Raw genomic sequence first — 22,003 nt, 5'->3', positions numbered from 1 at the left:
GGGGAAGCGTCTGTTTACCCTGCCTGGTCTGATACGAGAATACGCATAACTTATGAAGCCAATTTTTAGCCGTGGCCCGTCGCTACAGATTCGCCTTATTCTGGCGGTGCTGGTGGCGCTCGGCATTATTATTGCCGACAGCCGCCTGGGGACGTTCAGTCAAATCCGTACTTATATGGATACCGCCGTCAGTCCTTTCTACTTTGTTTCCAATGCTCCTCGTGAATTGCTGGATGGCGTATCGCAGACGCTGGCCTCGCGTGACCAACTAGAACTTGAAAATCGGGCGTTACGTCAGGAACTGTTGCTGAAAAACAGTGAACTGCTGATGCTTGGACAATACAAACAGGAGAACGCGCGTCTGCGCGAGCTGCTGGGTTCCCCGCTGCGTCAGGATGAGCAGAAAATGGTGACTCAGGTTATCTCCACGGTTAACGATCCTTATAGCGATCAAGTTGTTATCGATAAAGGTAGCGTTAATGGCGTTTATGAAGGCCAGCCGGTCATCAGCGACAAAGGTGTTGTTGGTCAGGTGGTGGCCGTCGCTAAACTGACCAGTCGCGTGCTGCTAATTTGTGATGCGACCCACGCGCTGCCAATCCAGGTGCTGCGCAACGATATCCGCGTAATTGCAGCCGGTAACGGTTGTACGGATGATTTGCAGCTTGAGCATCTGCCAGCGAATACGGATATTCGTGTTGGTGATGTGCTGGTGACCTCCGGTCTGGGCGGTCGTTTCCCGGAAGGCTATCCGGTCGCGGTTGTCTCTTCCGTAAAACTCGATACCCAGCGCGCTTATACTGTGATTCAGGCGCGTCCGACGGCAGGGCTGCAACGTTTGCGTTATCTGCTGCTGCTGTGGGGGGCAGATCGTAACGGCGCTAACCCGATGACGCCGGAAGAGGTGCATCGTGTTGCTAATGAACGTCTGATGCAGATGATGCCGCAGGTATTGCCTTCGCCAGACGCGATGGGGCCAAAGTTACCTGAACCGGCAACGGGGATCGCTCAGCCGACTCCGCAGCAACCCACGACAGGAAATGCAGCTACTGCGCCTGCTGCGCCGACACAGCCCGCTGCTAATCGCTCTCCACAAAGGGCTACGCCGCCGCAAAGTGGTGCTCAACCGCCTGCGCGTGCGCCGGGAGGGCAATAGTGGCGAGCTATCGTAGCCAGGGACGCTGGGTAATCTGGCTCTCTTTCCTCATTGCGCTTTTGCTGCAAATCATGCCCTGGCCGGATAACCTGATTGTTTTCCGGCCAAACTGGGTGTTACTCATCTTGTTGTATTGGATCCTGGCCTTGCCCCATCGCGTAAATGTGGGCACAGGTTTTGTGATGGGTGCCATACTGGATCTGATCAGCGGCTCGACGCTTGGCGTACGCGTATTGGCGATGAGCATCATTGCTTACCTGGTGGCGCTGAAATACCAGCTTTTCCGTAACCTCGCATTATGGCAGCAGGCGCTGGTCGTCATGTTGCTTTCGCTGGTGGTGGATATTATTGTTTTCTGGGCAGAGTTTTTAGTGATTAACGTCTCTTTCAGACCGGAAGTGTTCTGGAGTAGTGTAGTCAATGGGGTGCTCTGGCCGTGGATTTTCTTGCTGATGCGTAAAGTCCGTCAGCAGTTTGCAGTGCAATAAAGGTTTCTATGACTTCTCTGTATTTAGCTTCCGGTTCTCCGCGTCGTCAGGAGTTACTTGCGCAACTTGGTGTGACCTTTGAACGTATTGTTACGGGCATTGAGGAACAGCGTCAGCCGCAGGAGAGCGCGCAGCAGTATGTTGTGCGTCTGGCGCGCGAGAAAGCACGGGCAGGTGTCGCGCAAACGGCGAAGGATCTCCCGGTGCTGGGTGCGGATACTATCGTTATCCTGAACGGAGAAGTGCTGGAGAAACCGCGCGACGCAGAGCATGCGGCGCAGATGTTGCGCAAATTATCGGGTCAGACCCATCAGGTGATGACGGCAGTGGCGTTGGCCGACAGCCAGCACATTCTCGATTGCCTGGTGGTCACCGATGTGACTTTCAGAACGTTAACAGACGAAGACATCGCGGGCTATGTCGCCAGCGGTGAACCGTTAGATAAAGCAGGTGCATACGGTATTCAGGGGCTGGGTGGCTGTTTTGTCAGGAAGATAAATGGCAGCTATCACGCCGTAGTCGGCTTACCGCTGGTTGAAACGTATGAATTATTAAGTAATTTTAACGCACTGCGTGAGAAAAGGGATAAACATGACGGCTGAATTGTTAGTAAACGTAACGCCTTCGGAAACGCGAGTGGCGTATATTGATGGCGGTATTCTGCAGGAAATTCATATTGAACGTGAGGCGCGACGCGGAATAGTAGGCAATATCTACAAGGGTCGTGTAAGTCGTGTACTTCCGGGTATGCAGGCGGCTTTTGTAGATATTGGGCTGGATAAAGCCGCGTTTCTTCATGCATCTGACATCATGCCGCACACCGAATGTGTGGCGGGTGAAGAACAAAAGCAATTCACGGTGCGCGACATCTCGGAACTGGTTCGTCAGGGGCAAGATCTGATGGTGCAGGTGGTGAAAGATCCGCTTGGCACTAAGGGGGCGCGCCTGACCACCGATATCACGCTGCCTTCTCGCTATCTGGTCTTTATGCCAGGGGCTTCTCACGTTGGGGTTTCCCAACGAATTGAAAGCGAATCAGAACGTGAACGCCTGAAAAAAGTGGTCGCAGAGTATTGCGACGAGCAGGGCGGGTTTATCATCCGTACCGCAGCGGAAGGTGTTGGCGAGGCTGAACTGGCCTCCGATGCCGCTTATCTGAAACGCGTCTGGACCAAAGTTATGGAGCGTAAAAAACGCCCGCAGACCCGTTATCAGCTGTACGGCGAACTGGCGCTGGCGCAGCGTGTTCTGCGTGATTTCGCCGATGCCGAACTGGACCGCATTCGCGTTGACTCACGCCTGACTTACGAAGCATTACTTGAGTTCACCTCGGAGTACATTCCCGAGATGACCAGCAAGCTGGAGCATTACACCGGACGTCAGCCGATTTTCGATCTCTTTGATGTCGAAAACGAAATCCAGCGAGCGCTGGAACGCAAAGTAGAACTGAAATCTGGTGGCTATCTGATTATCGACCAGACCGAAGCGATGACCACCGTGGACATCAATACCGGGGCGTTTGTCGGTCATCGCAATCTTGACGACACCATTTTCAATACCAATATTGAAGCGACGCAGGCTATCGCTCGCCAGTTACGGTTACGCAATCTGGGCGGGATTATCATTATTGATTTCATCGATATGAATAATGAAGATCACCGCCGCCGAGTGCTGCACTCGCTGGAGCAGGCGTTGAGCAAAGACCGGGTGAAAACCAGCGTTAATGGTTTTTCGGCGCTGGGGCTGGTGGAGATGACGCGTAAACGCACCCGCGAAAGCATTGAGCACGTACTGTGTAACGAATGCCCAACCTGCCACGGTCGCGGAACGGTGAAAACCGTGGAAACGGTATGCTATGAAATCATGCGCGAGATTGTTCGTGTCCACCATGCTTACGACTCCGACCGTTTCCTGGTCTATGCTTCTCCGGCAGTAGCTGAAGCCTTGAAAGGCGAAGAGTCACACTCGCTGGCGGAAGTGGAAATTTTCGTTGGTAAACAGGTTAAAGTACAAATTGAACCGCTCTATAACCAGGAGCAGTTTGACGTCGTAATGATGTAAACAGATGCTGGGCCGCCATCCGGCAAAGGGTTTTTGAGTCACATATTTAGCAGACAAGGAGTGACGGGTGAGGCGATTGCCGGGGATTTTACTGCTTACTGGAGCCGCGCTCGTTGTGATCGCTGCCCTGCTGGTTAGCGGCCTGCGTATTGCTTTACCGCATCTTGACGCCTGGCGTCCGGAAATCCTCAACAAAATAGAATCCGCGACTGGCATGCCGGTAGAAGCCAGTCAGCTCTCAGCCAGCTGGCAGAATTTTGGCCCGACGCTTGAAGCACACGACATCCGTGTAGAACTAAAAGATGGCGGCGAATTTTCGGTTAAACGCGTTACTCTGGCGCTGGATGTCTGGCAGAGCCTGTTACATATGCGCTGGCAGTTTCGCGATCTCACTTTCTGGCAGCTGCGCTTTCGCACCAACACTCCTATCACCAGCGGTGGTAGCGATGACAGTCTGGAAGCCAGTCACATCAGCGATCTGTTTCTTCGTCAATTTGACCATTTCGATCTCCGCGACAGTGAAGTCAGTTTCCTGACGCCATCCGGTCAGCGCGCCGAGCTGGCGATCCCACAACTCACCTGGCTGAACGATCCTCGTCGACACCGTGCGGAAGGCCAGGTAAGCCTCTCCAGCCTTACCGGACAGCACGGCGTAATGCAGGTGCGCATGGATTTGCGCGATGATGAGGGGTTGTTAAGCAATGGTCGCGTCTGGCTCCAGGCGGATGACATCGACCTGAAGCCGTGGCTCGGTAAATGGATGCAGGACAATATTGCGCTGGAAACGGCGCAGTTCTCCCTTGAAGGCTGGATGACGATCGATAAAGGCGATGTAACCGGTGGCGACGTCTGGCTGAAACAGGGCGGTGCCAGCTGGTTGGGCGAGAAGGAAACGCATACGCTGTCGGTGGATAATCTGACCGCGCATATTACGCGTGAAAATCCGGGATGGCAGTTCTCTGTTCCCGATACACGGATCACGATGGACGGCAAACCCTGGCCGAGCGGAGCATTGACGCTGGCCTGGATACCGGAACAGGACGTTGGCGGCAAAGACAATAAACGCAGTGACGAACTCCGGATTCGCGCCAGTAATCTGGAGCTGGCAGGCCTGGAGGGCATACGCCCGCTGGCCGCGAAACTTTCACCTGCACTGGGTGATGTTTGGCGCTCCACACAACCGAGCGGCAAGATTAACACGCTGGCGCTGGATATCCCGCTTCAGGCGGCAGACAAGACCCGTTTTCAGGCATCGTGGAGCGATCTGGCCTGGAAGCAATGGAAATTATTACCGGGTGCGGAACACTTCTCCGGGACGCTTTCCGGCAGCGTTGAAAATGGTTTGCTTACCGCGTCGATGAAGCAGGCAAAGATGCCTTACGAAACGGTATTCCGTGCGCCACTGGAAATCGCCGACGGCCAGGCAACTATAAGCTGGCTGAACAATGACAAAGGTTTCCAGCTGGATGGGCGTAATATTGACGTTAAAGCCAAAGCCGTCCATGCGCGCGGCGGTTTTCGTTACCTGCAACCTGCTAACGATGAACCCTGGCTGGGTATTCTGGCTGGCATCAGTACCGATGATGGTTCACAAGCCTGGCGCTATTTCCCGGAAAACTTGATGGGTAAAGACCTGGTTGATTACTTAAGTGGCGCGATTCAGGGCGGTGAAGCGGATAACGCGACGCTGGTTTATGGTGGCAATCCGCAACTCTTCCCCTATAAACACAACGAAGGTCAGTTTGAAGTGCTGGTGCCGCTGCGCAACGCGAAGTTTGCCTTCCAGCCGGACTGGCCTGCATTAACTAACCTTGATATTGAACTGGACTTTATTAACGACGGTTTATGGATGAAAACCGATGGCGTTAATCTGGGCGGCGTGCGCGCGAGTAATCTCACCGCAGTGATCCCTGACTACTCGAAAGAAAAACTGCTGATTGACGCTGACATTAAAGGTCCGGGTAAAGCCGTTGGCCCTTACTTTGATGAGACACCGCTGAAAGATTCTCTGGGTGCGACCCTGCAAGAACTCCAGCTCGACGGCGATGTGAATGCTCGCTTACATCTTGATATCCCGCTGAACGGCGAACTGGTAACCGCGAAAGGTGATGTGACGCTGCGTAATAACAGTCTGTTTATCAAACCACTCGACAGCACCCTGAAAAATTTGAGCGGTAAATTCAGCTTTATCAATGGCGATCTGCAAAGTGAACCACTGACAGCAAGCTGGTTTAATCAGCCGTTGAACGTGGATTTTTCCACCAAAGAAGGGGCAAAAGCCTACCAGGTCGCGGTGAATCTCAACGGTAACTGGCAACCAGCGAAAACCGGCGTTCTGCCTGCAGCGGTGAACGAAGCATTGAGTGGCAGCGTGGCGTGGGATGGTAAAGTGGGCATTGATCTGCCTTATCATGCTGGCGCGACCTATAACGTAGAGCTGAACGGCGATCTGAAGAATGTGAGCAGTCACTTACCTTCACCGTTAGCCAAACCTGCGGGTGAACCACTAGCGGTAAACGTTAAGGTTGATGGCAATCTCAACAGCTTTGAATTAACCGGACAGGCTGGTGCGGATAACCATTTCAATAGCCGCTGGTTGCTCGGTCAAAAGCTGACGCTCGATCGTGCTATTTGGGCGGCAGACAGTAAAACGCTCCCGCCGTTGCCGGAACAAAGTGGTGTTGAACTCAATATGCCGCCGATGAATGGTGCCGAGTGGCTGGCCCTGTTTCAGAAAGGTGCGGCGGAGAGTGTCGGTGGTGCAGCGAGTTTCCCACAACACATAACGTTACGTACGCCTATGTTGTCGCTGGGAAATCAGCAATGGAATAACCTGAGTATTGTTTCGCAACCGACGGCAAATGGCACCCAGGTTGAGGCGCAAGGGCGTGAAATCAACGCCACGCTGGCGATGCGTAATAACGCGCCGTGGCTGGCGAATATCAAATATCTTTATTACAACCCGAGCGTGGCGAAAACTCGTGGTGATTCAACACAGTCATCACCTTTCCCGACAACGGAACGCATTAACTTCCGTGGCTGGCCGGACGCCCAAATACGATGCGCAGAGTGCTGGTTCTGGGGGCAAAAATTCGGGCGCATTGACAGTGATATCACCATTTCTGGCAATACATTAACGCTTACTAATGGACTGATTGATACTGGTTTTTCGCGGCTCACTGCCGATGGTGAATGGATTAACAATCCGGGGAATGAACGTACCTCGCTGAAAGGAAAACTGCGCGGGCAGAAAATTGATGCCGCCGCAGAATTTTTTGGTGTCACGACGCCCATACGGCAGTCGTCATTTAATGTGGATTACGATTTACACTGGCGTAAAGCACCGTGGCAGCCAGATGAGGCGACGTTGAATGGCATCATTCATACTCAACTGGGTAAAGGCGAAATTACCGAAATCAATACCGGACATGCCGGGCAATTGCTGCGCTTATTGAGCGTAGATGCCCTGATGCGTAAGCTGCGTTTTGATTTCAGAGACACTTTTGGCGAAGGGTTCTATTTTGACTCCATTCGCAGCACCGCGTGGATTAAAGACGGCGTTATGCACACCGACGACACGCTGGTGGATGGCCTGGAGGCGGATATCGCCATGAAAGGGTCGGTAAATCTGGTACGTCGCGACCTGAATATGGAAGCGGTTGTCGCACCAGAGATTTCTGCGACGGTGGGCGTGGCTGCGGCTTTTGCGGTTAACCCCATTGTTGGCGCGGCAGTGTTTGCCGCCAGTAAAGTGCTGGGGCCGCTGTGGAGCAAAGTCTCCATTTTGCGCTATCACATTTCGGGTCCGCTGGACGATCCGCAAATCAACGAAGTGTTGCGCCAACCGCGTAAAGAAAAAGCGCAATGATTTGACGAGGGCGCGTAATTGCCCCAATCTCATAAGATAATCGTTGCCAAAGGCCAACGAGCCAGAACATAACCGTAGGCCGGATAGGGCGTTTACGCCGCATCCGGCAGCCGTTGCCTGATGCGACGCTGTGCGTCTTATCAGGCCTACAAACGGAACATAACCGTAGGTCGGATAAGGCGTTTACGCCGCATCCGACAGCCGTTGCCTGATGCGACGCTGTGCGTCTTATCAGGCCTACAAACCGGAACATAATCGTAGGCCGGATAAGGCGTTTACGCCGCATCCGGCAGCCGTAAAAAATCCTCTACTGCAGTAACTAACGAGTAGCAAAAACGATGAGTCTGAACCTGGTAAGTGAACAATTGCTAGCGGCGAACGGCCTGAAACATCAGGACTTGTTCGCGATCCTCGGTCAACTGGCCGAACGTCGCCTTGATTATGGCGATCTCTATTTTCAGTCGAGCTATCACGAATCCTGGGTTTTAGAAGACCGTATTATTAAAGATGGTTCTTACAACATCGATCAGGGCGTTGGCGTGCGTGCAATCAGCGGTGAAAAAACCGGATTTGCTTACGCTGACCAAATCAGCCTGCTGGCGCTGGAACAGAGTGCGCAAGCGGCGCGCACCATCGTCCGTGATAGTGGTGATGGCAAAGTACAGACGCTGGGCGCGGTAGAGCATAGCCCGTTGTATACCTCGGTAGATCCGCTGCAAAGCATGAGCCGTGAAGAGAAGCTGGATATCCTACGTCGCGTCGATAAGGTTGCCCGCGAAGCGGACAAGCGCGTACAGGAAGTGACTGCCAGCCTCAGTGGTGTCTATGAATTAATTCTGGTTGCGGCCACCGACGGCACGCTAGCGGCGGATGTCCGTCCGCTGGTGCGTCTTTCCGTGAGCGTTCTGGTCGAAGAAGATGGCAAACGCGAACGCGGTGCCAGTGGCGGCGGCGGTCGTTTTGGTTATGAGTTCTTCCTTGCCGATCTTGACGGCGAAGTCCGTGCGGATGCATGGGCAAAAGAAGCAGTGCGTATGGCGCTGGTCAATCTTTCTGCCGTTGCTGCACCAGCGGGCACCATGCCGGTAGTACTTGGCGCAGGTTGGCCGGGCGTGCTGTTGCATGAAGCGGTAGGTCACGGTCTGGAAGGCGACTTCAACCGCCGTGGCACTTCAGTATTTAGTGGACAGGTCGGGGAGCTGGTGGCTTCAGAACTGTGTACCGTGGTTGATGATGGCACGATGGTCGATCGCCGAGGTTCGGTGGCGATTGATGACGAAGGTACGCCAGGCCAGTACAACGTGCTGATTGAGAACGGCATTCTGAAAGGCTACATGCAGGATAAACTCAACGCGCGTTTGATGGGGATGACGCCGACTGGCAACGGTCGCCGTGAATCCTACGCCCATCTGCCCATGCCGCGTATGACCAACACCTATATGCTGCCGGGTAAATCGACCCCGCAGGAAATTATTGAATCCGTTGAGTACGGTATCTATGCACCGAACTTTGGTGGCGGTCAGGTGGATATCACCTCCGGCAAATTCGTTTTCTCCACTTCAGAAGCATATCTGATTGAAAACGGTAAAGTAACGAAGCCGGTGAAAGGCGCAACGTTGATTGGTTCCGGTATCGAAACCATGCAGCAGATTTCGATGGTTGGCAACGACCTGAAACTGGATAACGGCGTGGGTGTCTGCGGTAAAGAAGGGCAAAGTTTGCCGGTTGGTGTGGGCCAGCCGACGTTGAAAGTCGATAACCTGACTGTTGGCGGTACTGCGTAATAATTTCATTATTTTCAGAAGGATAATTAATCTTTCTACGTGCACGAACGGTCCCCTCGCTCCTCTGGGGTTAGGGTGAGGGGAACCCGTTGGCACAGGTTTGTACAACGTAACAGTACAATATGAATTACTTCTCTTTCCCGCGCCCGTGCATCTCCTGAAACAATTTACCGACCTCAACAAAATAATCCGTCAGCGAGTTGATCACGACCTGTACCTTCAGCGGCAGCTTATCTTTTTCGGTATATAACGCATAAACCGGGCGTGGATCTGACTGATAACGCGGCAGCAGGATCTCCAGCTCCCCACGATTGATCTCGTTGATCACCCACATCAGCGGCACGTAGGCGATCCCGGCCCCCGCCGTTAGCCAGCGCACCAGCGTCATCGGATCATTAGTCACAAATCTCCCTTGCGGGATCAGGCGAGTCGAGATCCCTTCCGGTGCAATCAGTTCAAATTCATTGTCGGGCCGCACGCTGTATTCAAGCCATGAATGGCTACTTAAATCGGCGGGTTTTTCCGGTATGCCGTATTGTGTGAGATAGCTTTTCGCGGCGCACACCACCATTGGCATCGCGCCAAGACGGCGGGAAAACAGGCTGGAATCCTGCAACGCGCCGACGCGGATCACCACATCCAGACCGTCGGCAATCAGGTCGGGGGCTGGAATTCCGGTAACCAGATTGACGCTCAAACCTGGGTATTCTTTCAGCATTTTGGCTGTCAGCCCGGCGAGAACATTTTGTGCCATAGTTGAAGAACAGCCAATGCGTAGCGTCCCGATGGGGGTGTTATTGAAGGCATACAGTTGCTCATGAACATCCTGCACTTCATGAAGCATACGACGGCAGCCCTGGTAGTAAATTCTACCGGCTTCGGTCAGGCCAATGCTGCGTGTGCTACGGTTTAACAGCTTTACCTGCAACTCATCTTCCAGTTTTGACACCGTCTGACTGATGGACGAAACGCTCATCTGTAGCTGTCTGGCGGCGGCGGTAAAAGAGCCAAATTCAACTACTTTGGCAAACACCGACATGCGTTTTAGTCGTTCCATTATTCACTCTGACTTAAAAGTGATTTAGATCACATAATATAGATAACAGCATAACAGTTACGCTAATATATTAAATATCAATCTACAGCAATGTTGCTCTCGCCCGGCTTTCCATGCCCTTCTCTGCGGCGACAGATGCTGAAAATAATAACGCCTGCTCTCTCTATACAACCAAGGTCAACATGAGTCTGTTTCCCGTTATCGTGGTGTTTGGGCTGTCCTTCCCACCGATATTTTTTGAATTGCTTTTATCACTGGCGATTTTCTGGCTGGTGCGCCGGGTACTTGTGCCAACAGGTATCTACGACTTTGTCTGGCATCCGGCGTTGGGTGATGCTGCCAACTTACTGATTTAGTGTATGATGGTGTTTTTGAGGTGCTCCAGTGGCTTCTGTTTCTATCAGCTGTCCCTCCTGTTCAGCTACTGACGGGGTGGTGCGTAACGGCAAAAGCACCGCCGGACATCAGCGCTATCTCTGCTCTCACTGCCGTAAAACATGGCAACTGCAGTTCACTTACACCGCTTCTCAACCCGGTACGCACCAGAAAATCATTGATATGGCCATGAATGGCGTTGGATGCCGGGCAACCGCCCGCATTATGGGCGTTGGCCTCAACACGATTTTCCGCCATTTAAAAAACTCAGGCCGCAGTCGGTAACCTCGCGCATACAGCCGGGCAGTGACGTCATCGTCTGCGCGGAAATGGACGAACAGTGGGGATACGTCGGGGCTAAATCGCGCCAGCGCTGGCTGTTTTACGCGTATGACAGGCTCCGGAAGACGGTTGTTGCGCACGTATTCGGTGAACGCACTATGGCGACGCTGGGGCGTCTTATGAGCCTGCTGTCACCCTTTGACGTGGTGATATGGATGACGGATGGCTGGCCGCTGTATGAATCCCGCCTGAAGGGAAAGCTGCACGTAATCAGCAAGCGATATACGCAGCGAATTGAGCGGCATAACCTGAATCTGAGGCAGCACCTGGCACGGCTGGGACGGAAGTCGCTGTCGTTCTCAAAATCGGTGGAGCTGCATGACAAAGTCATCGGGCATTATCTGAACATAAAACACTATCAATAAGTTGGAGTCATTACCCCGGCGTTGTTCAACACCGCGCTCTATTGCTGCTTGTTTTATTTGATATCGCGACTGTTCGTTTGAGGTTGAAGTGAAAACACTAATAAGAAAATTCTCCCGTACGGCCATCACGGTCGTATTAGTCATTCTGGCCTTCATCGCAATTTTTAATGCCTGGGTCTATTACACCGAATCCCCCTGGACGCGTGACGCGCGCTTTAGCGCTGACGTCGTTGCGATCGCGCCGGACGTTTCTGGACTCATTACCCAGGTGAATGTTAATGATAACCAGCTGGTGAAAAAAGGACAGGTTCTGTTCACCATCGACCAGCCGCGCTATCAAAAGGCGCTTGAGGAAGCGCAAGCCGATGTTGCTTATTATCAGGTACTGGCACAGGAGAAACGCCAGGAGGCCGGACGTCGTAACCGTCTCGGTGTGCAGGCGATGTCTCGCGAAGAGATCGACCAGGCCAACAACGTACTACAAACGGTTCTGCATCAGTTAGCGAAAGCGCAGGCGACCCGCGATCTGGCAAAACTGGATCTTGAACGCACGGTGATCCGCGCGCCAGCAGATGGCTGGGTGACCAACCTCAACGTCTATACCGGTGAGTTTATTACTCGTGGATCAACGGCGGTTGCGCTGGTGAAACAGAACTCTTTCTATGTACTGGCCTATATGGAAGAAACTAAGCTGGAAGGGGTGCGCCCTGGGTATCGTGCAGAGATCACGCCGCTTGGCAGTAACAAAGTGCTGAAAGGGACTGTTGATAGTGTTGCCGCTGGGGTCACCAACGCCAGCAGCACGCGTGACGACAAAGGGATGGCGACCATCGACTCTAACCTTGAATGGGTGCGTTTGGCGCAACGTGTTCCGGTTCGTATTCGTCTCGACAACCAGCAAGAGAACATCTGGCCTGCGGGCACCACTGCTACAGTGGTGGTCACTGGCAAACAAGATCGCGACGAAAGCCAGGATTCGTTCTTCCGTAAAATGGCCCATCGCCTGCGTGAGTTTGGTTAATCACGATGGGTATTTTCTCCATTGCTAACCAACATATTCGCTTTGCGGTAAAACTGGCGACCGCCATTGTACTGGCGCTGTTTGTTGGCTTTCACTTCCAGCTGGAAACGCCACGCTGGGCGGTACTGACAGCGGCGATTGTTGCCGCCGGTCCGGCCTTTGCTGCGGGAGGTGAACCGTATTCTGGCGCTATTCGCTATCGTGGCTTTTTGCGCATCATCGGCACATTTATTGGCTGTATTGCCGGACTGGTGATCATCATTGCGATGATCCGCGCACCATTATTGATGATTCTGGTGTGCTGTATCTGGGCCGGTTTTTGTACCTGGATATCCTCGCTGGTACGAATAGAAAACTCGTATGCGTGGGGGCTGGCCGGTTATACCGCGCTGATCATTGTGATCACCATTCAGCCGGAACCATTGCTTACGCCGCAGTTTGCCGTCGAACGTTGTAGCGAGATCGTTATCGGTATTGTGTGTGCGATTATGGCGGATTTGCTCTTTTCTCCGCGATCGATCAAACAAGAAGTGGATCGAGAGCTGGAAAGTTTGCTGGTCGCGCAATATCAATTAATGCAACTCTGTATCAAGCATGGCGATGGTGAGGTTGTCGATAAAGCCTGGGGCGACCTGGTGCGACGCACCACGGCGCTACAAGGCATGCGCAGCAACCTGAATATGGAATCTTCCCGCTGGGCGCGGGCCAATCGACGTTTAAAAGCGATCAATACGCTATCGCTGACGCTGATTACCCAATCCTGCGAAACTTATCTTATTCAGAATACGCGCCCGGAATTGATCACTGATACTTTCCGCGAATTTTTTGACACGCCGGTAGAAACCGCGCAGGACGTCCACAAGCAGCTCAAACGCCTGCGAAGAGTTATCGCCTGGACCGGGGAACGGGAAACGCCTGTCACCATTTATAGCTGGGTCGCGGCGGCAACGCGTTATCAGCTTCTCAAGCGCGGCGTTATCAGTAACACAAAAATCAACGCCACCGAAGAAGAGATCCTGCAAGGCGAACCGGAAGTAAAAGTAGAGTCAGCCGAACGTCATCATGCAATGGTTAACTTCTGGCGAACCACACTTTCCTGCATTCTGGGAACGCTTTTCTGGCTGTGGACGGGCTGGACTTCCGGCAGTGGTGCAATGGTGATGATTGCGGTAGTGACGTCACTGGCAATGCGTTTGCCGAATCCACGCATGGTGGCGATCGACTTTATCTACGGGACGCTGGCCGCGCTGCCGTTAGGGCTGCTCTACTTTTTGGTGATTATCCCTAATACCCAACAGAGCATGTTGCTGCTGTGTATTAGCCTGGCAGTGCTGGGATTCTTCCTCGGAATAGAAGTACAGAAACGGCGACTGGGCTCGATGGGGGCGCTGGCCAGCACCATAAATATTATCGTGCTGGATAACCCGATGACTTTCCATTTCAGTCAGTTTCTCGACAGCGCATTAGGGCAAATCGTCGGCTGTGTGCTCGCGTTCACCGTTATTTTGCTGGTGCGGGATAAATCGCGCGACAGGACTGGACGTGTACTGCTTAATCAGTTTGTTTCTGCCGCTGTTTCCGCGATGACTACCAATGTGGCACGTCGTAAAGAGAACCACCTCCCGGCACTTTATCAGCAGCTGTTTTTGCTGATGAATAAGTTCCCAGGGGATTTGCCGAAATTTCGCCTGGCGCTGACGATGATTATCGCGCACCAGCGCCTGCGTGATGCGCCGATCCCGGTTAACGAGGATTTATCGGCGTTTCACCGACAAATGCGCCGCACAGCAGACCATGTGATATCTGCCCGTAGCGATGATAAACGTCGCCGGTACTTTGGCCAGTTGCTGGAAGAACTTGAAATCTACCAGGAAAAGCTACGCATCTGGCAAGCGCCACCGCAGGTGACGGAACCGGTACATCGGCTGGCGGGGATGCTCCATAAGTATCAACATGCGTTGACTGATAGTTAAGTCAAAACCGACGCCAAAAGCGTCGGTTTTTTCATGGCTATACTTAGCGATGCACGGCAGAACTCGCCGCGAAACGTGACGGTGGCAACAGATGAATATTTATACCTTTGATTTTGATGAGATTGAGAGTCAGGAGGATTTTTATCGTGACTTTAGCCAAATCTTTGGTCTGGCGAAAGATAAGGTACGCGATCTCGACTCACTATGGGATGTGTTAATGAACGATGTCCTGCCGCTACCACTTGAGATTGAATTTGTTCATCTGGGAGAGAAAACGCGTCGCCGTTTTGGCGCGTTAATATTGCTGTTTGATGAGGCAGAGGAAGAGCTGGAAGGGCATTTGCGTTTTAATGTTCGTCATTAGCGCAAAAAAAAGCCCCCGAACCGGGGGCAATATCGTCGGACAAGACGATGAGGGTTTATTTGTACAGTTCAGCCGTAGCGTGCCAGGTGTCACCGCTACGAGCTTCAGTAATCTGGTAGGCCGTTGCGCCTTTCTCTTCCGCTTTTTTGTTCAGCATTTCACGCATATCCATTGGCGAAGACGCCACACCACTTACGGATACGGTCCCGATTGCTTCACGATTTTGTGCTTGTGCAGCATCAATGGAGTCGGCAGCGAATGCACCGAAAGAGAGAACAGAAAGTACGCTTAATGCAGCAACAGTGGTTTTGATTTTCATGATATTTACCTCAACATAATCTTTTTGCTGGGTCTTTGTTTCGTGACCCTTATCACAAAATCAAGTATACACTAATTATTGGACTAATTAATACCACGCTAACTGTTTCTGTTGATACTAAGTGTTAAAAATGTGAATTTTAATAACAAAAAAGAATTGAAAATACGGTTATTTATCATTAATTCTAGTATTTTCAATTAGATAATGAATTTTGCATAATGTGCTTTTTTTACCGTATGTATTCATTGTGTGAATGACATGTCGCAGTAAAACGCACTATTCGTTAAATTAATCGCAGGGGAAAGCAGGGGGTTGAGAGGGATAAGCAACATTTTCCCCGCCGCCAGAAGCGACGGGGCAGAGATTAAAGCTCCTGGTCGAACAGCTCTAAAATCGCTTCGTACAGGTCTTTGACAGTGAAACCGTTAGCAGGGGTGGTAAAGATGGTGTCATCGCCAGCGATGGTGCCCAGAATACCTTCTGCTTTGCCCAGTGAGTCCAGCAGGCGAGCAATTAACTGCGCCGCGCCAGGGCTGGTATGAATCACGACAACTGCATCGTTGTAGTCGATATCCAGCACCAGATTCTTCAATGGACTGGAGGTGGTTGGTACACCCAGTTCAGCTGGCAGGCAGTAAACCATTTCCATTTTGGCATTGCGTGTACGTACAGCACCAAACTTGGTCAACATCCGCGAGACTTTAGACTGATTAATATTGTCAAAGCCTTGCTCCTGCAACGCGGCGACGATTTCGCCCTGGGAGCTAAATTTCTCTTCTTTAAGTAATGCTTTAAATGCTTTAACTAGTTCTTCTTGCTTAGCCGAGCTTCGCATAAGTCACCCGATATGGTGGTTGATACAACATTATTGTGCATACAGATGAATTTTTATGCAAACAGTCAGCCCTGAAGAAGGCTGAAATAATGTTATGAAAGAGCGGGATTTTATCAAATTTCGTTATTGAGAAACATGCCTGCGTCACGGCATGCAAATTCTGCTTAAAAGTAAATTAATTGTTATCAAATTGATGTTGTTTTGGCTGAACGGTAGGGTATATTGTCACCACCTGTTGGAATGTTGCGCTAATGCATAAGCGACTGTTAATTACGTAAGTTAGGTTCCTGATTACGGCAATTAAATGCATAAACGCTAAACTTGCGTGACTACACATTCTTGAGATGTGGTCATTGTAAACGGCAATTTTGTGGATTAAGGTCGCGGCAGCGGAGCAACATATCTTAGTTTATCAATATAATAAGGAGTTTAGGATGAAAGTCGCAGTCCTCGGCGCTGCTGGCGGTATTGGCCAGGCGCTTGCACTACTGTTAAAAACCCAACTGCCTTCAGGTTCAGAACTCTCTCTGTATGATATCGCTCCAGTGACTCCCGGTGTGGCCGTCGATCTGAGCCATATCCCTACTGCTGTGAAAATCAAAGGTTTTTCTGGTGAAGATGCGACTCCGGCGCTGGAAGGCGCAGATGTCGTTCTTATCTCTGCAGGTGTAGCGCGTAAACCGGGTATGGATCGTTCCGACCTGTTTAACGTTAACGCCGGCATCGTGAAAAACCTGGTACAGCAAGTTGCGAAAACCTGCCCGAAAGCGTGCATTGGTATTATCACTAACCCGGTTAACACCACAGTTGCAATTGCTGCTGAAGTGCTGAAAAAAGCCGGTGTTTATGACAAAAACAAACTGTTCGGCGTTACCACGCTGGATATCATTCGTTCCAACACCTTTGTTGCGGAACTGAAAGGCAAACAGCCAGGCGAAGTTGAAGTGCCGGTTATTGGCGGTCACTCTGGTGTTACCATTCTGCCGCTGCTGTCACAGGTTCCTGGCGTTAGTTTTACCGAGCAGGAAGTGGCTGATCTGACCAAACGTATCCAGAACGCGGGTACTGAGGTGGTTGAAGCGAAAGCCGGTGGCGGGTCTGCAACCCTGTCTATGGGCCAGGCAGCTGCACGTTTTGGTCTGTCTCTGGTTCGTGCACTGCAGGGCGAACAAGGCGTTGTCGAATGTGCCTACGTTGAAGGCGACGGTCAGTACGCCCGTTTCTTCTCTCAACCGCTGCTGCTGGGTAAAAACGGCGTGGAAGAGCGTAAATCTATCGGTACCCTGAGCGCATTTGAACAGAACGCGCTGGAAGGTATGCTTGATACGCTCAAGAAAGATATCGCCCTGGGCGAAGAGTTCGTTAATAAGTAATTGATTAGCGGATAATAAAAAACCGGAGCACAGACTCCGGTTTTTTGTTTTGAGCGCACGACTCAATTGGTTGCCGGATATTCCTGAATGGTGACCTGCAGCGTTAACTGCTTATCATCACGCATCACTACAACCGGGATCACCGAACCAGGGCGAATTTCTGCCACCTGATCCATCGTCTCCAGAGCAGAGATGGCCGGTTTGTTATCCACCGAAATAATCAGATCGTTGACCTGAATACCCGCATTCGCCGCCGGGCCGTCAGGTGACACTTCATTAACCACGATCCCTTGCAGTTGATCTATACCACCGCCCTGCGCGTGCAGTGGTGCGATCTCGCGTCCGCCGATACCAATGTAGCCGCGGATCACGCGACCATCGCGGATCAGCTTATCCATAATTTTGGTTGCTAACTGGAAAGGAATCGCAAAGCCGATACCTTCCGGCGTTTCGCCATCGTTACTCTTATCAAACGACAGCGTGTTAATGCCCATCAGTTCACCCAGCGAGTTCACCAGCGCGCCGCCAGAGTTACCGTGGTTAATGGAAGCATCGGTTTGTAGGAAGTTTTGCCGCCCGGTCGGGTTCAGACCGATTCGACCCGTGGCACTAATAATCCCCTGGGTAATGGTCTGCCCGAGGTTGTACGGGTTACCGATCGCCAGTACCACGTCGCCAATGTGCGGTACGCGACGTGCATTGATCGGAATGGTAGGTAAACCGCCAGTGGCATTAATTTTAAGTACCGCCAGATCGGTTAGAGAGTCAGATCCCACCAGCAATGCTTCAAATACACGTCCATCCTGTAAGGCGACGATGATCTGATCGGCGTCGTTGATGACGTGTTTATTGGTGATGATATAACCGCGTTGATCCATGATTACACCGGATCCCAGGGTGCGGATCTCAAGCTGGTTGTGAGAGTTGGTGTTCAAACCACGGTTGTAAACGTTAACCACCGCTGGCGCGGCGCGGCGAACCGCCAGATTATAACTGGCAGGCGTCTCATCGGTACTGTCAAATTGCGGAGTGGAAAGCGGGTTAAGGCTGCGCAGCGAAGGCATGGCAACCAGCAGAATAGCGCCGACAATTAATCCAATCGCAACGGAACGTAAGAGCTTCACAAACATGATGGAGGCGTCATTAAAAAAGGGAACGGCAGCAGCATACCACGAGTTAACCGGACATCACACGTCAGCCTGATGCCCGGTTTACGACATTAACGCATCAGCAGATAGATGCTTTCATTGCCGCGTACAATTTGCAGGGCGATGATGGCCGGTTTTGCCGCCAGCACTTTACGCATTTCAGCAATCGAGTTCACCCGATCGCGGTTGACGCCAATGATCACATCGTCTTTTTGCAAGCCAGCCTGAGCAGCTGGGCTTCCTTTGACAACTTCATCGATTTTAATACCTTTGCCGCCATCTTTTAGCTGACCATCGCTCAACGTTGCACCTTCCAGCGCTGGCGTGATCATTTCAGCGCTGGCCGACGAAGAGGTGCTGGTATCGAGCGTCACTTCTACTTCCAGTGGTTTGCCGTTACGCAGCAGGCCAAGCTTCACTTTCGTGCCCGGCTCGGTGGTCGCGATACGAGAGCGCAACTCAGCAAAGCTATTCAGCGGTTTGCCGTTGAGGCTGGTAATAATATCGCCCGCTTTGACGCCCGCTTTCGCCGAGCCAGAACCTGGCAACACTTCGCTGACAAACGCGCCACGCTGCACGTCAAGGTTGAAGGCTTTGGCGATATCGGCACTCATCTCGGTGCCTTTGATGCCTAACAAACCGCGTTTGATTTCACCAAAGTCGATAAGCTGCTGCGCCAGTGTTCGCGCCATATTACTGGGGATGGCAAATCCAATTCCGACGCTCCCGCCGCCAGGCGCAAGGATTGCAGTGTTGATGCCAATTAACTCACCGTTAAGGTTTAACAGTGCACCGCCGGAGTTACCGCGGTTAATGGAAGCATCTGTCTGGATAAAGTTTTCCAGACCTTCAAGATTCAACCCGCTGCGTCCTAATGCGGAAACAATGCCAGAGGTGGCGGTTTGCCCAAGGCCAAATGGGTTACCGACCGCCACGGCAAAATCACCGACGCGCAATTTATCGGAGTCGGCAATAGCGATTTGCGTTAATTTGCTCGGGTTTTGAATTTGCAACAGGGCGATATCGCTCTGGTCATCGCTACCAATCAGTTTTGCATCAAACTCGCGCCCATCATTGAGCTGAATACTGATTTTCTGTGCCTGATTAATCACATGGTTGTTGGTCAGCACATAGCCTTTACTGGCGTTGATGATGACACCGGAGCCTAAACCTTCGAAGGGTTGTGCAGGTTGATCCGGTAAATCATCACCAAAAAACTTTTTGAATTCTTCCGGGATTTTCTGTCCCTGACTGGCCGTTCCTTCCACCCGTACGCTCACCACTGCCGGAAGCACTTTTTCCAGCATTGGAGCCAGACTGGGGAGGGGGGCCTGATCGGCAACCTGGCCTGGAATCGACGCGACGGCCTGAAATGACGCCGAGAGAGTTAACCCGACACTTAACGCTAATGCACTCAACAGCTGGGTTTGTTTTTTCATTATTCCTGCTCTCGTACCTGAATGATAAGAAAAGAGATTCAAAACAGTTTGATGTTATTGAATTTTCAGACGGCTAACAATGAGACACCAGATTAAATGATAGTCGGGGAGGGAGAGAAGAGGAGGGCGCAATGGCTGCGCCCGAAAAATAAATTAGTCGCGCTTCGCGCCAGTACGCAGCAGGCCGGATGCGCCTTCAGAATAGTCGCGAGGCATCTGCACCGGTGCCTGATCGTTGCTGGCTTCAGACTCTGCCAGACGATTACGGAACGGGTTTGCTTCAGCAGACAGTTCCGGCAGCAGGCTGCTGGAGCTTTTCGCCATGTGCTGATACAGCTGGCGATAGTCGTGCGCCATGGTATCCAGTAATTCCGCGCTGCGGGCAAAGTGGCTAACCAGCTCTTCGCGATACTCGTCCAGTTCAGCTTTATTCTTTTCCAGTTCGTACTGCAACGCCTGTTGCTGGCGTAGTTTACGATTACCAAAACGCATGGCCACAGCACCAATAATGATGCCGACGACTAACCCAATTAGCGCATATTCCCAGGTCATGAACATCTCCCGTTGTCTTTTGTTTCCGTAGGGTGTTGGCTTCAGGCTCCATGCCTGCGGCTGATTATGCCACTATAACCGTTAATTCCACAGAAGTGGAATCCCGACTGCATATCGCGTAGTGTAGAACGGCCTTTTTTTCGTCAACCGTGAACAACGGCGCACCGATTATTCAAGGAATAACAATAAGATCATGCAAAGCGTTACCCCAACATCGCAATACCTGAAGGCGCTCAATGAAGGCAGCCATCAACCCGACGACGTTCAAAAAGAGGCCGTCAGCCGCCTGGAAATTATTTATCAGGAACTCATCAATAGCACGCCACCAGCCCCCAGGACGAGTGGGCTAATGGCGCGGGTCGGTAAGCTGTGGGGTAAACGCGAAGACACAAAGCATACGCCAGTGCGTGGCTTATATATGTGGGGCGGTGTAGGACGCGGGAAAACCTGGCTGATGGACCTTTTCTATCAAAGCCTGCCGGGAGAGCGGAAACAGCGCCTGCACTTTCACCGTTTTATGCTGCGGGTGCACGAAGAGCTAACTGCCTTACAGGGGCAGACCGATCCGCTGGAAATTATTGCCGATCGCTTTAAAGCCGAAACTGACGTGCTCTGTTTTGACGAATTTTTTGTTTCTGATATTACCGACGCCATGCTACTTGGCGGTCTGATGAAAGCCCTGTTCGCCCGCGGTATTACCCTGGTAGCGACGTCAAATATTCCGCCGGATGAACTTTATCGAAATGGCCTGCAACGTGCGCGTTTTCTGCCTGCAATCGATGCCATTAAACAGCATTGTGATGTAATGAACGTGGACGCTGGTGTTGATTATCGACTGCGTACACTCACTCAGGCGCATCTGTGGCTTTCGCCACTCCACGATGAAACCCGGGCGCAAATGGATAAACTATGGTTGGCGCTGGCGGGGGGGAAACGAGAAAATTCACCGACGTTAGAAATCAACCATCGGCCATTAGCGACAATGGGCGTCGAGAACCAGACGCTGGCGGTCTCTTTTACTACGCTGTGCGTCGACGCCCGCAGTCAGCATGACTATATTGCGCTCTCACGTCTCTTTCATACGGTCATGTTGTTTGATGTACCAGTTATGACGCGGTTGATGGAGAGTGAAGCGCGGCGCTTTATTGCGCTGGTGGATGAGTTTTACGAGCGCCATGTCAAATTAGTGGTGAGTGCAGAAGTGCCGTTGTATGAAATTTATCAGGGCGATCGGCTGAAGTTTGAGTTCCAGCGTTGCCTGTCACGTCTGCAAGAGATGCAAAGCGAAGAGTATCTGAAGCGCGAGCATTTGGCGGGTTAAAACCTGTCACAAATCACAAAAAGGGGTCGATCTTTGACCCCGACTTCTCTATAATCCTGCGACCCCACGTTACAAGAAAGTTTTTTTCCCAAAACTTTTTGTGTGCTGGCATAGGCTATTCGAAGGGGTAGGTTTGCCGGACTTTGTCGTGTGAACCTCAAC

The 22,003-nt window shown here is 51.9% G+C and carries 19 protein-coding genes and 1 pseudogene; 14 read left to right on the top strand and 6 right to left on the bottom strand.

Going from position 1 to position 22,003, the window contains the following annotated elements; all coding sequences use genetic code 11:
• Positions 1 to 52: 52 nt before the first annotated feature.
• The 6 genes from mreC (at position 53) to tldD (ending at position 9,357) form a co-directional block, all read left to right on the top strand.
• Entirely contained in the window at positions 53 to 1,156 is a 1,104-nt protein-coding gene (gene mreC / locus HUZ68_RS20495; protein ID WP_000802516.1) for a rod shape-determining protein MreC, read from the top strand.
• Positions 1,156 to 1,644: a rod shape-determining protein MreD gene (gene mreD, locus HUZ68_RS20490; RefSeq protein WP_000179409.1), complete on the top strand. Its 489-nt coding sequence runs from the start codon at positions 1,156 to 1,158 to the stop codon at positions 1,642 to 1,644. The genes mreC and mreD overlap by 1 nt, the downstream gene beginning before the upstream one ends.
• An 8-nt stretch (positions 1,645 to 1,652) precedes the next feature.
• Positions 1,653 to 2,246 carry a nucleoside triphosphate pyrophosphatase YhdE gene (gene yhdE / locus HUZ68_RS20485; RefSeq protein ID WP_000203106.1) on the top strand — a complete coding sequence of 198 codons (594 nt, stop codon included), beginning with the start codon at positions 1,653 to 1,655 and terminating at the stop codon, positions 2,244 to 2,246.
• Positions 2,236 to 3,705, top strand: a complete 1,470-nt coding sequence (rng, locus tag HUZ68_RS20480) for a ribonuclease G (protein WP_000123197.1) — start codon at positions 2,236 to 2,238, stop codon at positions 3,703 to 3,705. The genes yhdE and rng overlap by 11 nt, the downstream gene beginning before the upstream one ends.
• Positions 3,706 to 3,772: 67 nt before the next feature.
• Positions 3,773 to 7,573: an AsmA2 domain-containing protein YhdP gene (yhdP, locus tag HUZ68_RS20475; RefSeq protein ID WP_033814977.1), complete on the top strand. Its 3,801-nt coding sequence runs from the start codon at positions 3,773 to 3,775 to the stop codon at positions 7,571 to 7,573.
• A gap of 338 nt (positions 7,574 to 7,911) precedes the next feature.
• Positions 7,912 to 9,357: a metalloprotease TldD gene (gene tldD, locus HUZ68_RS20470; RefSeq protein ID WP_000055909.1), complete on the top strand. Its 1,446-nt coding sequence runs from the start codon at positions 7,912 to 7,914 to the stop codon at positions 9,355 to 9,357.
• Positions 9,358 to 9,484: 127 nt separating this feature from the next.
• On the opposite strand, the gene aaeR is transcribed toward tldD, so the two are convergent.
• Complete coding sequence (gene aaeR, locus HUZ68_RS20465) at positions 9,485 to 10,414, bottom strand: HTH-type transcriptional activator AaeR (RefSeq protein ID WP_000440317.1); 930 nt, start codon at positions 10,412 to 10,414, stop codon at positions 9,485 to 9,487.
• Between the two features lie 182 nt (positions 10,415 to 10,596).
• Here aaeR and aaeX point away from each other — a divergent pair, with 182 nt between their 5' ends.
• From aaeX to HUZ68_RS20435, 6 genes and pseudogenes are all read left to right on the top strand, one after another.
• Positions 10,597 to 10,770, top strand: coding sequence for a p-hydroxybenzoic acid efflux pump operon protein AaeX (gene aaeX, locus HUZ68_RS20460; RefSeq protein ID WP_239593968.1), 174 nt, complete (start codon positions 10,597 to 10,599; stop codon positions 10,768 to 10,770).
• A 28-nt stretch (positions 10,771 to 10,798) separates the two neighbouring features.
• Positions 10,799 to 11,496, top strand: a protein-coding gene (locus HUZ68_RS20455; protein ID WP_095033700.1) for an IS1-like element IS1B family transposase whose coding sequence is annotated in 2 segments (ribosomal slippage) — positions 10,799 to 11,048 and positions 11,048 to 11,496 — 699 coding nt in all. Because the reading frame shifts where the segments join, the coding sequence is not laid out codon by codon here.
• Between the two features lie 15 nt (positions 11,497 to 11,511).
• Positions 11,512 to 11,577: pseudogene (locus HUZ68_RS20450) on the top strand (p-hydroxybenzoic acid efflux pump operon protein AaeX); the annotation flags it as partial.
• A 7-nt stretch (positions 11,578 to 11,584) separates the two neighbouring features.
• Complete coding sequence (gene aaeA, locus HUZ68_RS20445; RefSeq protein ID WP_033814978.1) at positions 11,585 to 12,517, top strand: p-hydroxybenzoic acid efflux pump subunit AaeA; 933 nt, start codon at positions 11,585 to 11,587, stop codon at positions 12,515 to 12,517.
• 5 nt (positions 12,518 to 12,522) lie between these two features.
• Entirely contained in the window at positions 12,523 to 14,490 is a 1,968-nt protein-coding gene (gene aaeB / locus HUZ68_RS20440; protein WP_000510962.1) for a p-hydroxybenzoic acid efflux pump subunit AaeB, read from the top strand.
• A 91-nt stretch (positions 14,491 to 14,581) separates the two neighbouring features.
• Positions 14,582 to 14,854: a barstar family protein gene (locus tag HUZ68_RS20435; protein ID WP_033814979.1), complete on the top strand. Its 273-nt coding sequence runs from the start codon at positions 14,582 to 14,584 to the stop codon at positions 14,852 to 14,854.
• 55 nt (positions 14,855 to 14,909) lie between these two features.
• On the opposite strand, the gene yhcN is transcribed toward HUZ68_RS20435, so the two are convergent.
• Positions 14,910 to 15,173 carry a peroxide/acid stress response protein YhcN gene (yhcN, locus tag HUZ68_RS20430; RefSeq protein ID WP_000695690.1) on the bottom strand — a complete coding sequence of 88 codons (264 nt, stop codon included), beginning with the start codon at positions 15,171 to 15,173 and terminating at the stop codon, positions 14,910 to 14,912.
• A gap of 364 nt (positions 15,174 to 15,537) precedes the next feature.
• Positions 15,538 to 16,008 carry a transcriptional regulator ArgR gene (gene argR / locus HUZ68_RS20425; RefSeq protein ID WP_001257846.1) on the bottom strand — a complete coding sequence of 157 codons (471 nt, stop codon included), beginning with the start codon at positions 16,006 to 16,008 and terminating at the stop codon, positions 15,538 to 15,540.
• Positions 16,009 to 16,442: 434 nt separating this feature from the next.
• On the opposite strand from argR, the gene mdh reads away from it, so the two are divergent.
• A complete protein-coding gene (mdh, locus tag HUZ68_RS20420; RefSeq protein ID WP_001295272.1) occupies positions 16,443 to 17,381 on the top strand; it encodes a malate dehydrogenase in 939 nt (312 codons plus the stop codon).
• Positions 17,382 to 17,443: 62 nt separating this feature from the next.
• On the opposite strand, the gene degS is transcribed toward mdh, so the two are convergent.
• The 3 genes from degS to zapG form a co-directional block, all read right to left on the bottom strand.
• A complete protein-coding gene (gene degS / locus HUZ68_RS20415; protein ID WP_000497723.1) occupies positions 17,444 to 18,511 on the bottom strand; it encodes an outer membrane-stress sensor serine endopeptidase DegS in 1,068 nt (355 codons plus the stop codon).
• An 89-nt stretch (positions 18,512 to 18,600) separates the two neighbouring features.
• Positions 18,601 to 19,968 (bottom strand): serine endoprotease DegQ, encoded by a 1,368-nt coding sequence (gene degQ, locus HUZ68_RS20410; protein ID WP_001295271.1) that lies wholly within the window; start codon positions 19,966 to 19,968, stop codon positions 18,601 to 18,603.
• A 153-nt stretch (positions 19,969 to 20,121) separates the two neighbouring features.
• Positions 20,122 to 20,520 carry a Z-ring associated protein ZapG gene (gene zapG, locus HUZ68_RS20405; protein WP_001295270.1) on the bottom strand — a complete coding sequence of 133 codons (399 nt, stop codon included), beginning with the start codon at positions 20,518 to 20,520 and terminating at the stop codon, positions 20,122 to 20,124.
• Positions 20,521 to 20,713: 193 nt separating this feature from the next.
• On the opposite strand from zapG, the gene zapE reads away from it, so the two are divergent.
• Positions 20,714 to 21,841 (top strand): cell division protein ZapE, encoded by a 1,128-nt coding sequence (gene zapE / locus HUZ68_RS20400; RefSeq protein WP_001192332.1) that lies wholly within the window; start codon positions 20,714 to 20,716, stop codon positions 21,839 to 21,841.
• Positions 21,842 to 22,003: the final 162 nt, after the last annotated feature.

Origin of the sequence: Shigella dysenteriae, from assembly GCF_022354085.1 — a bacterium.
Lineage (GTDB): Bacteria > Pseudomonadota > Gammaproteobacteria > Enterobacterales > Enterobacteriaceae > Escherichia > Escherichia coli.
This window is presented reverse-complemented; position numbering and strand designations above follow the sequence as displayed.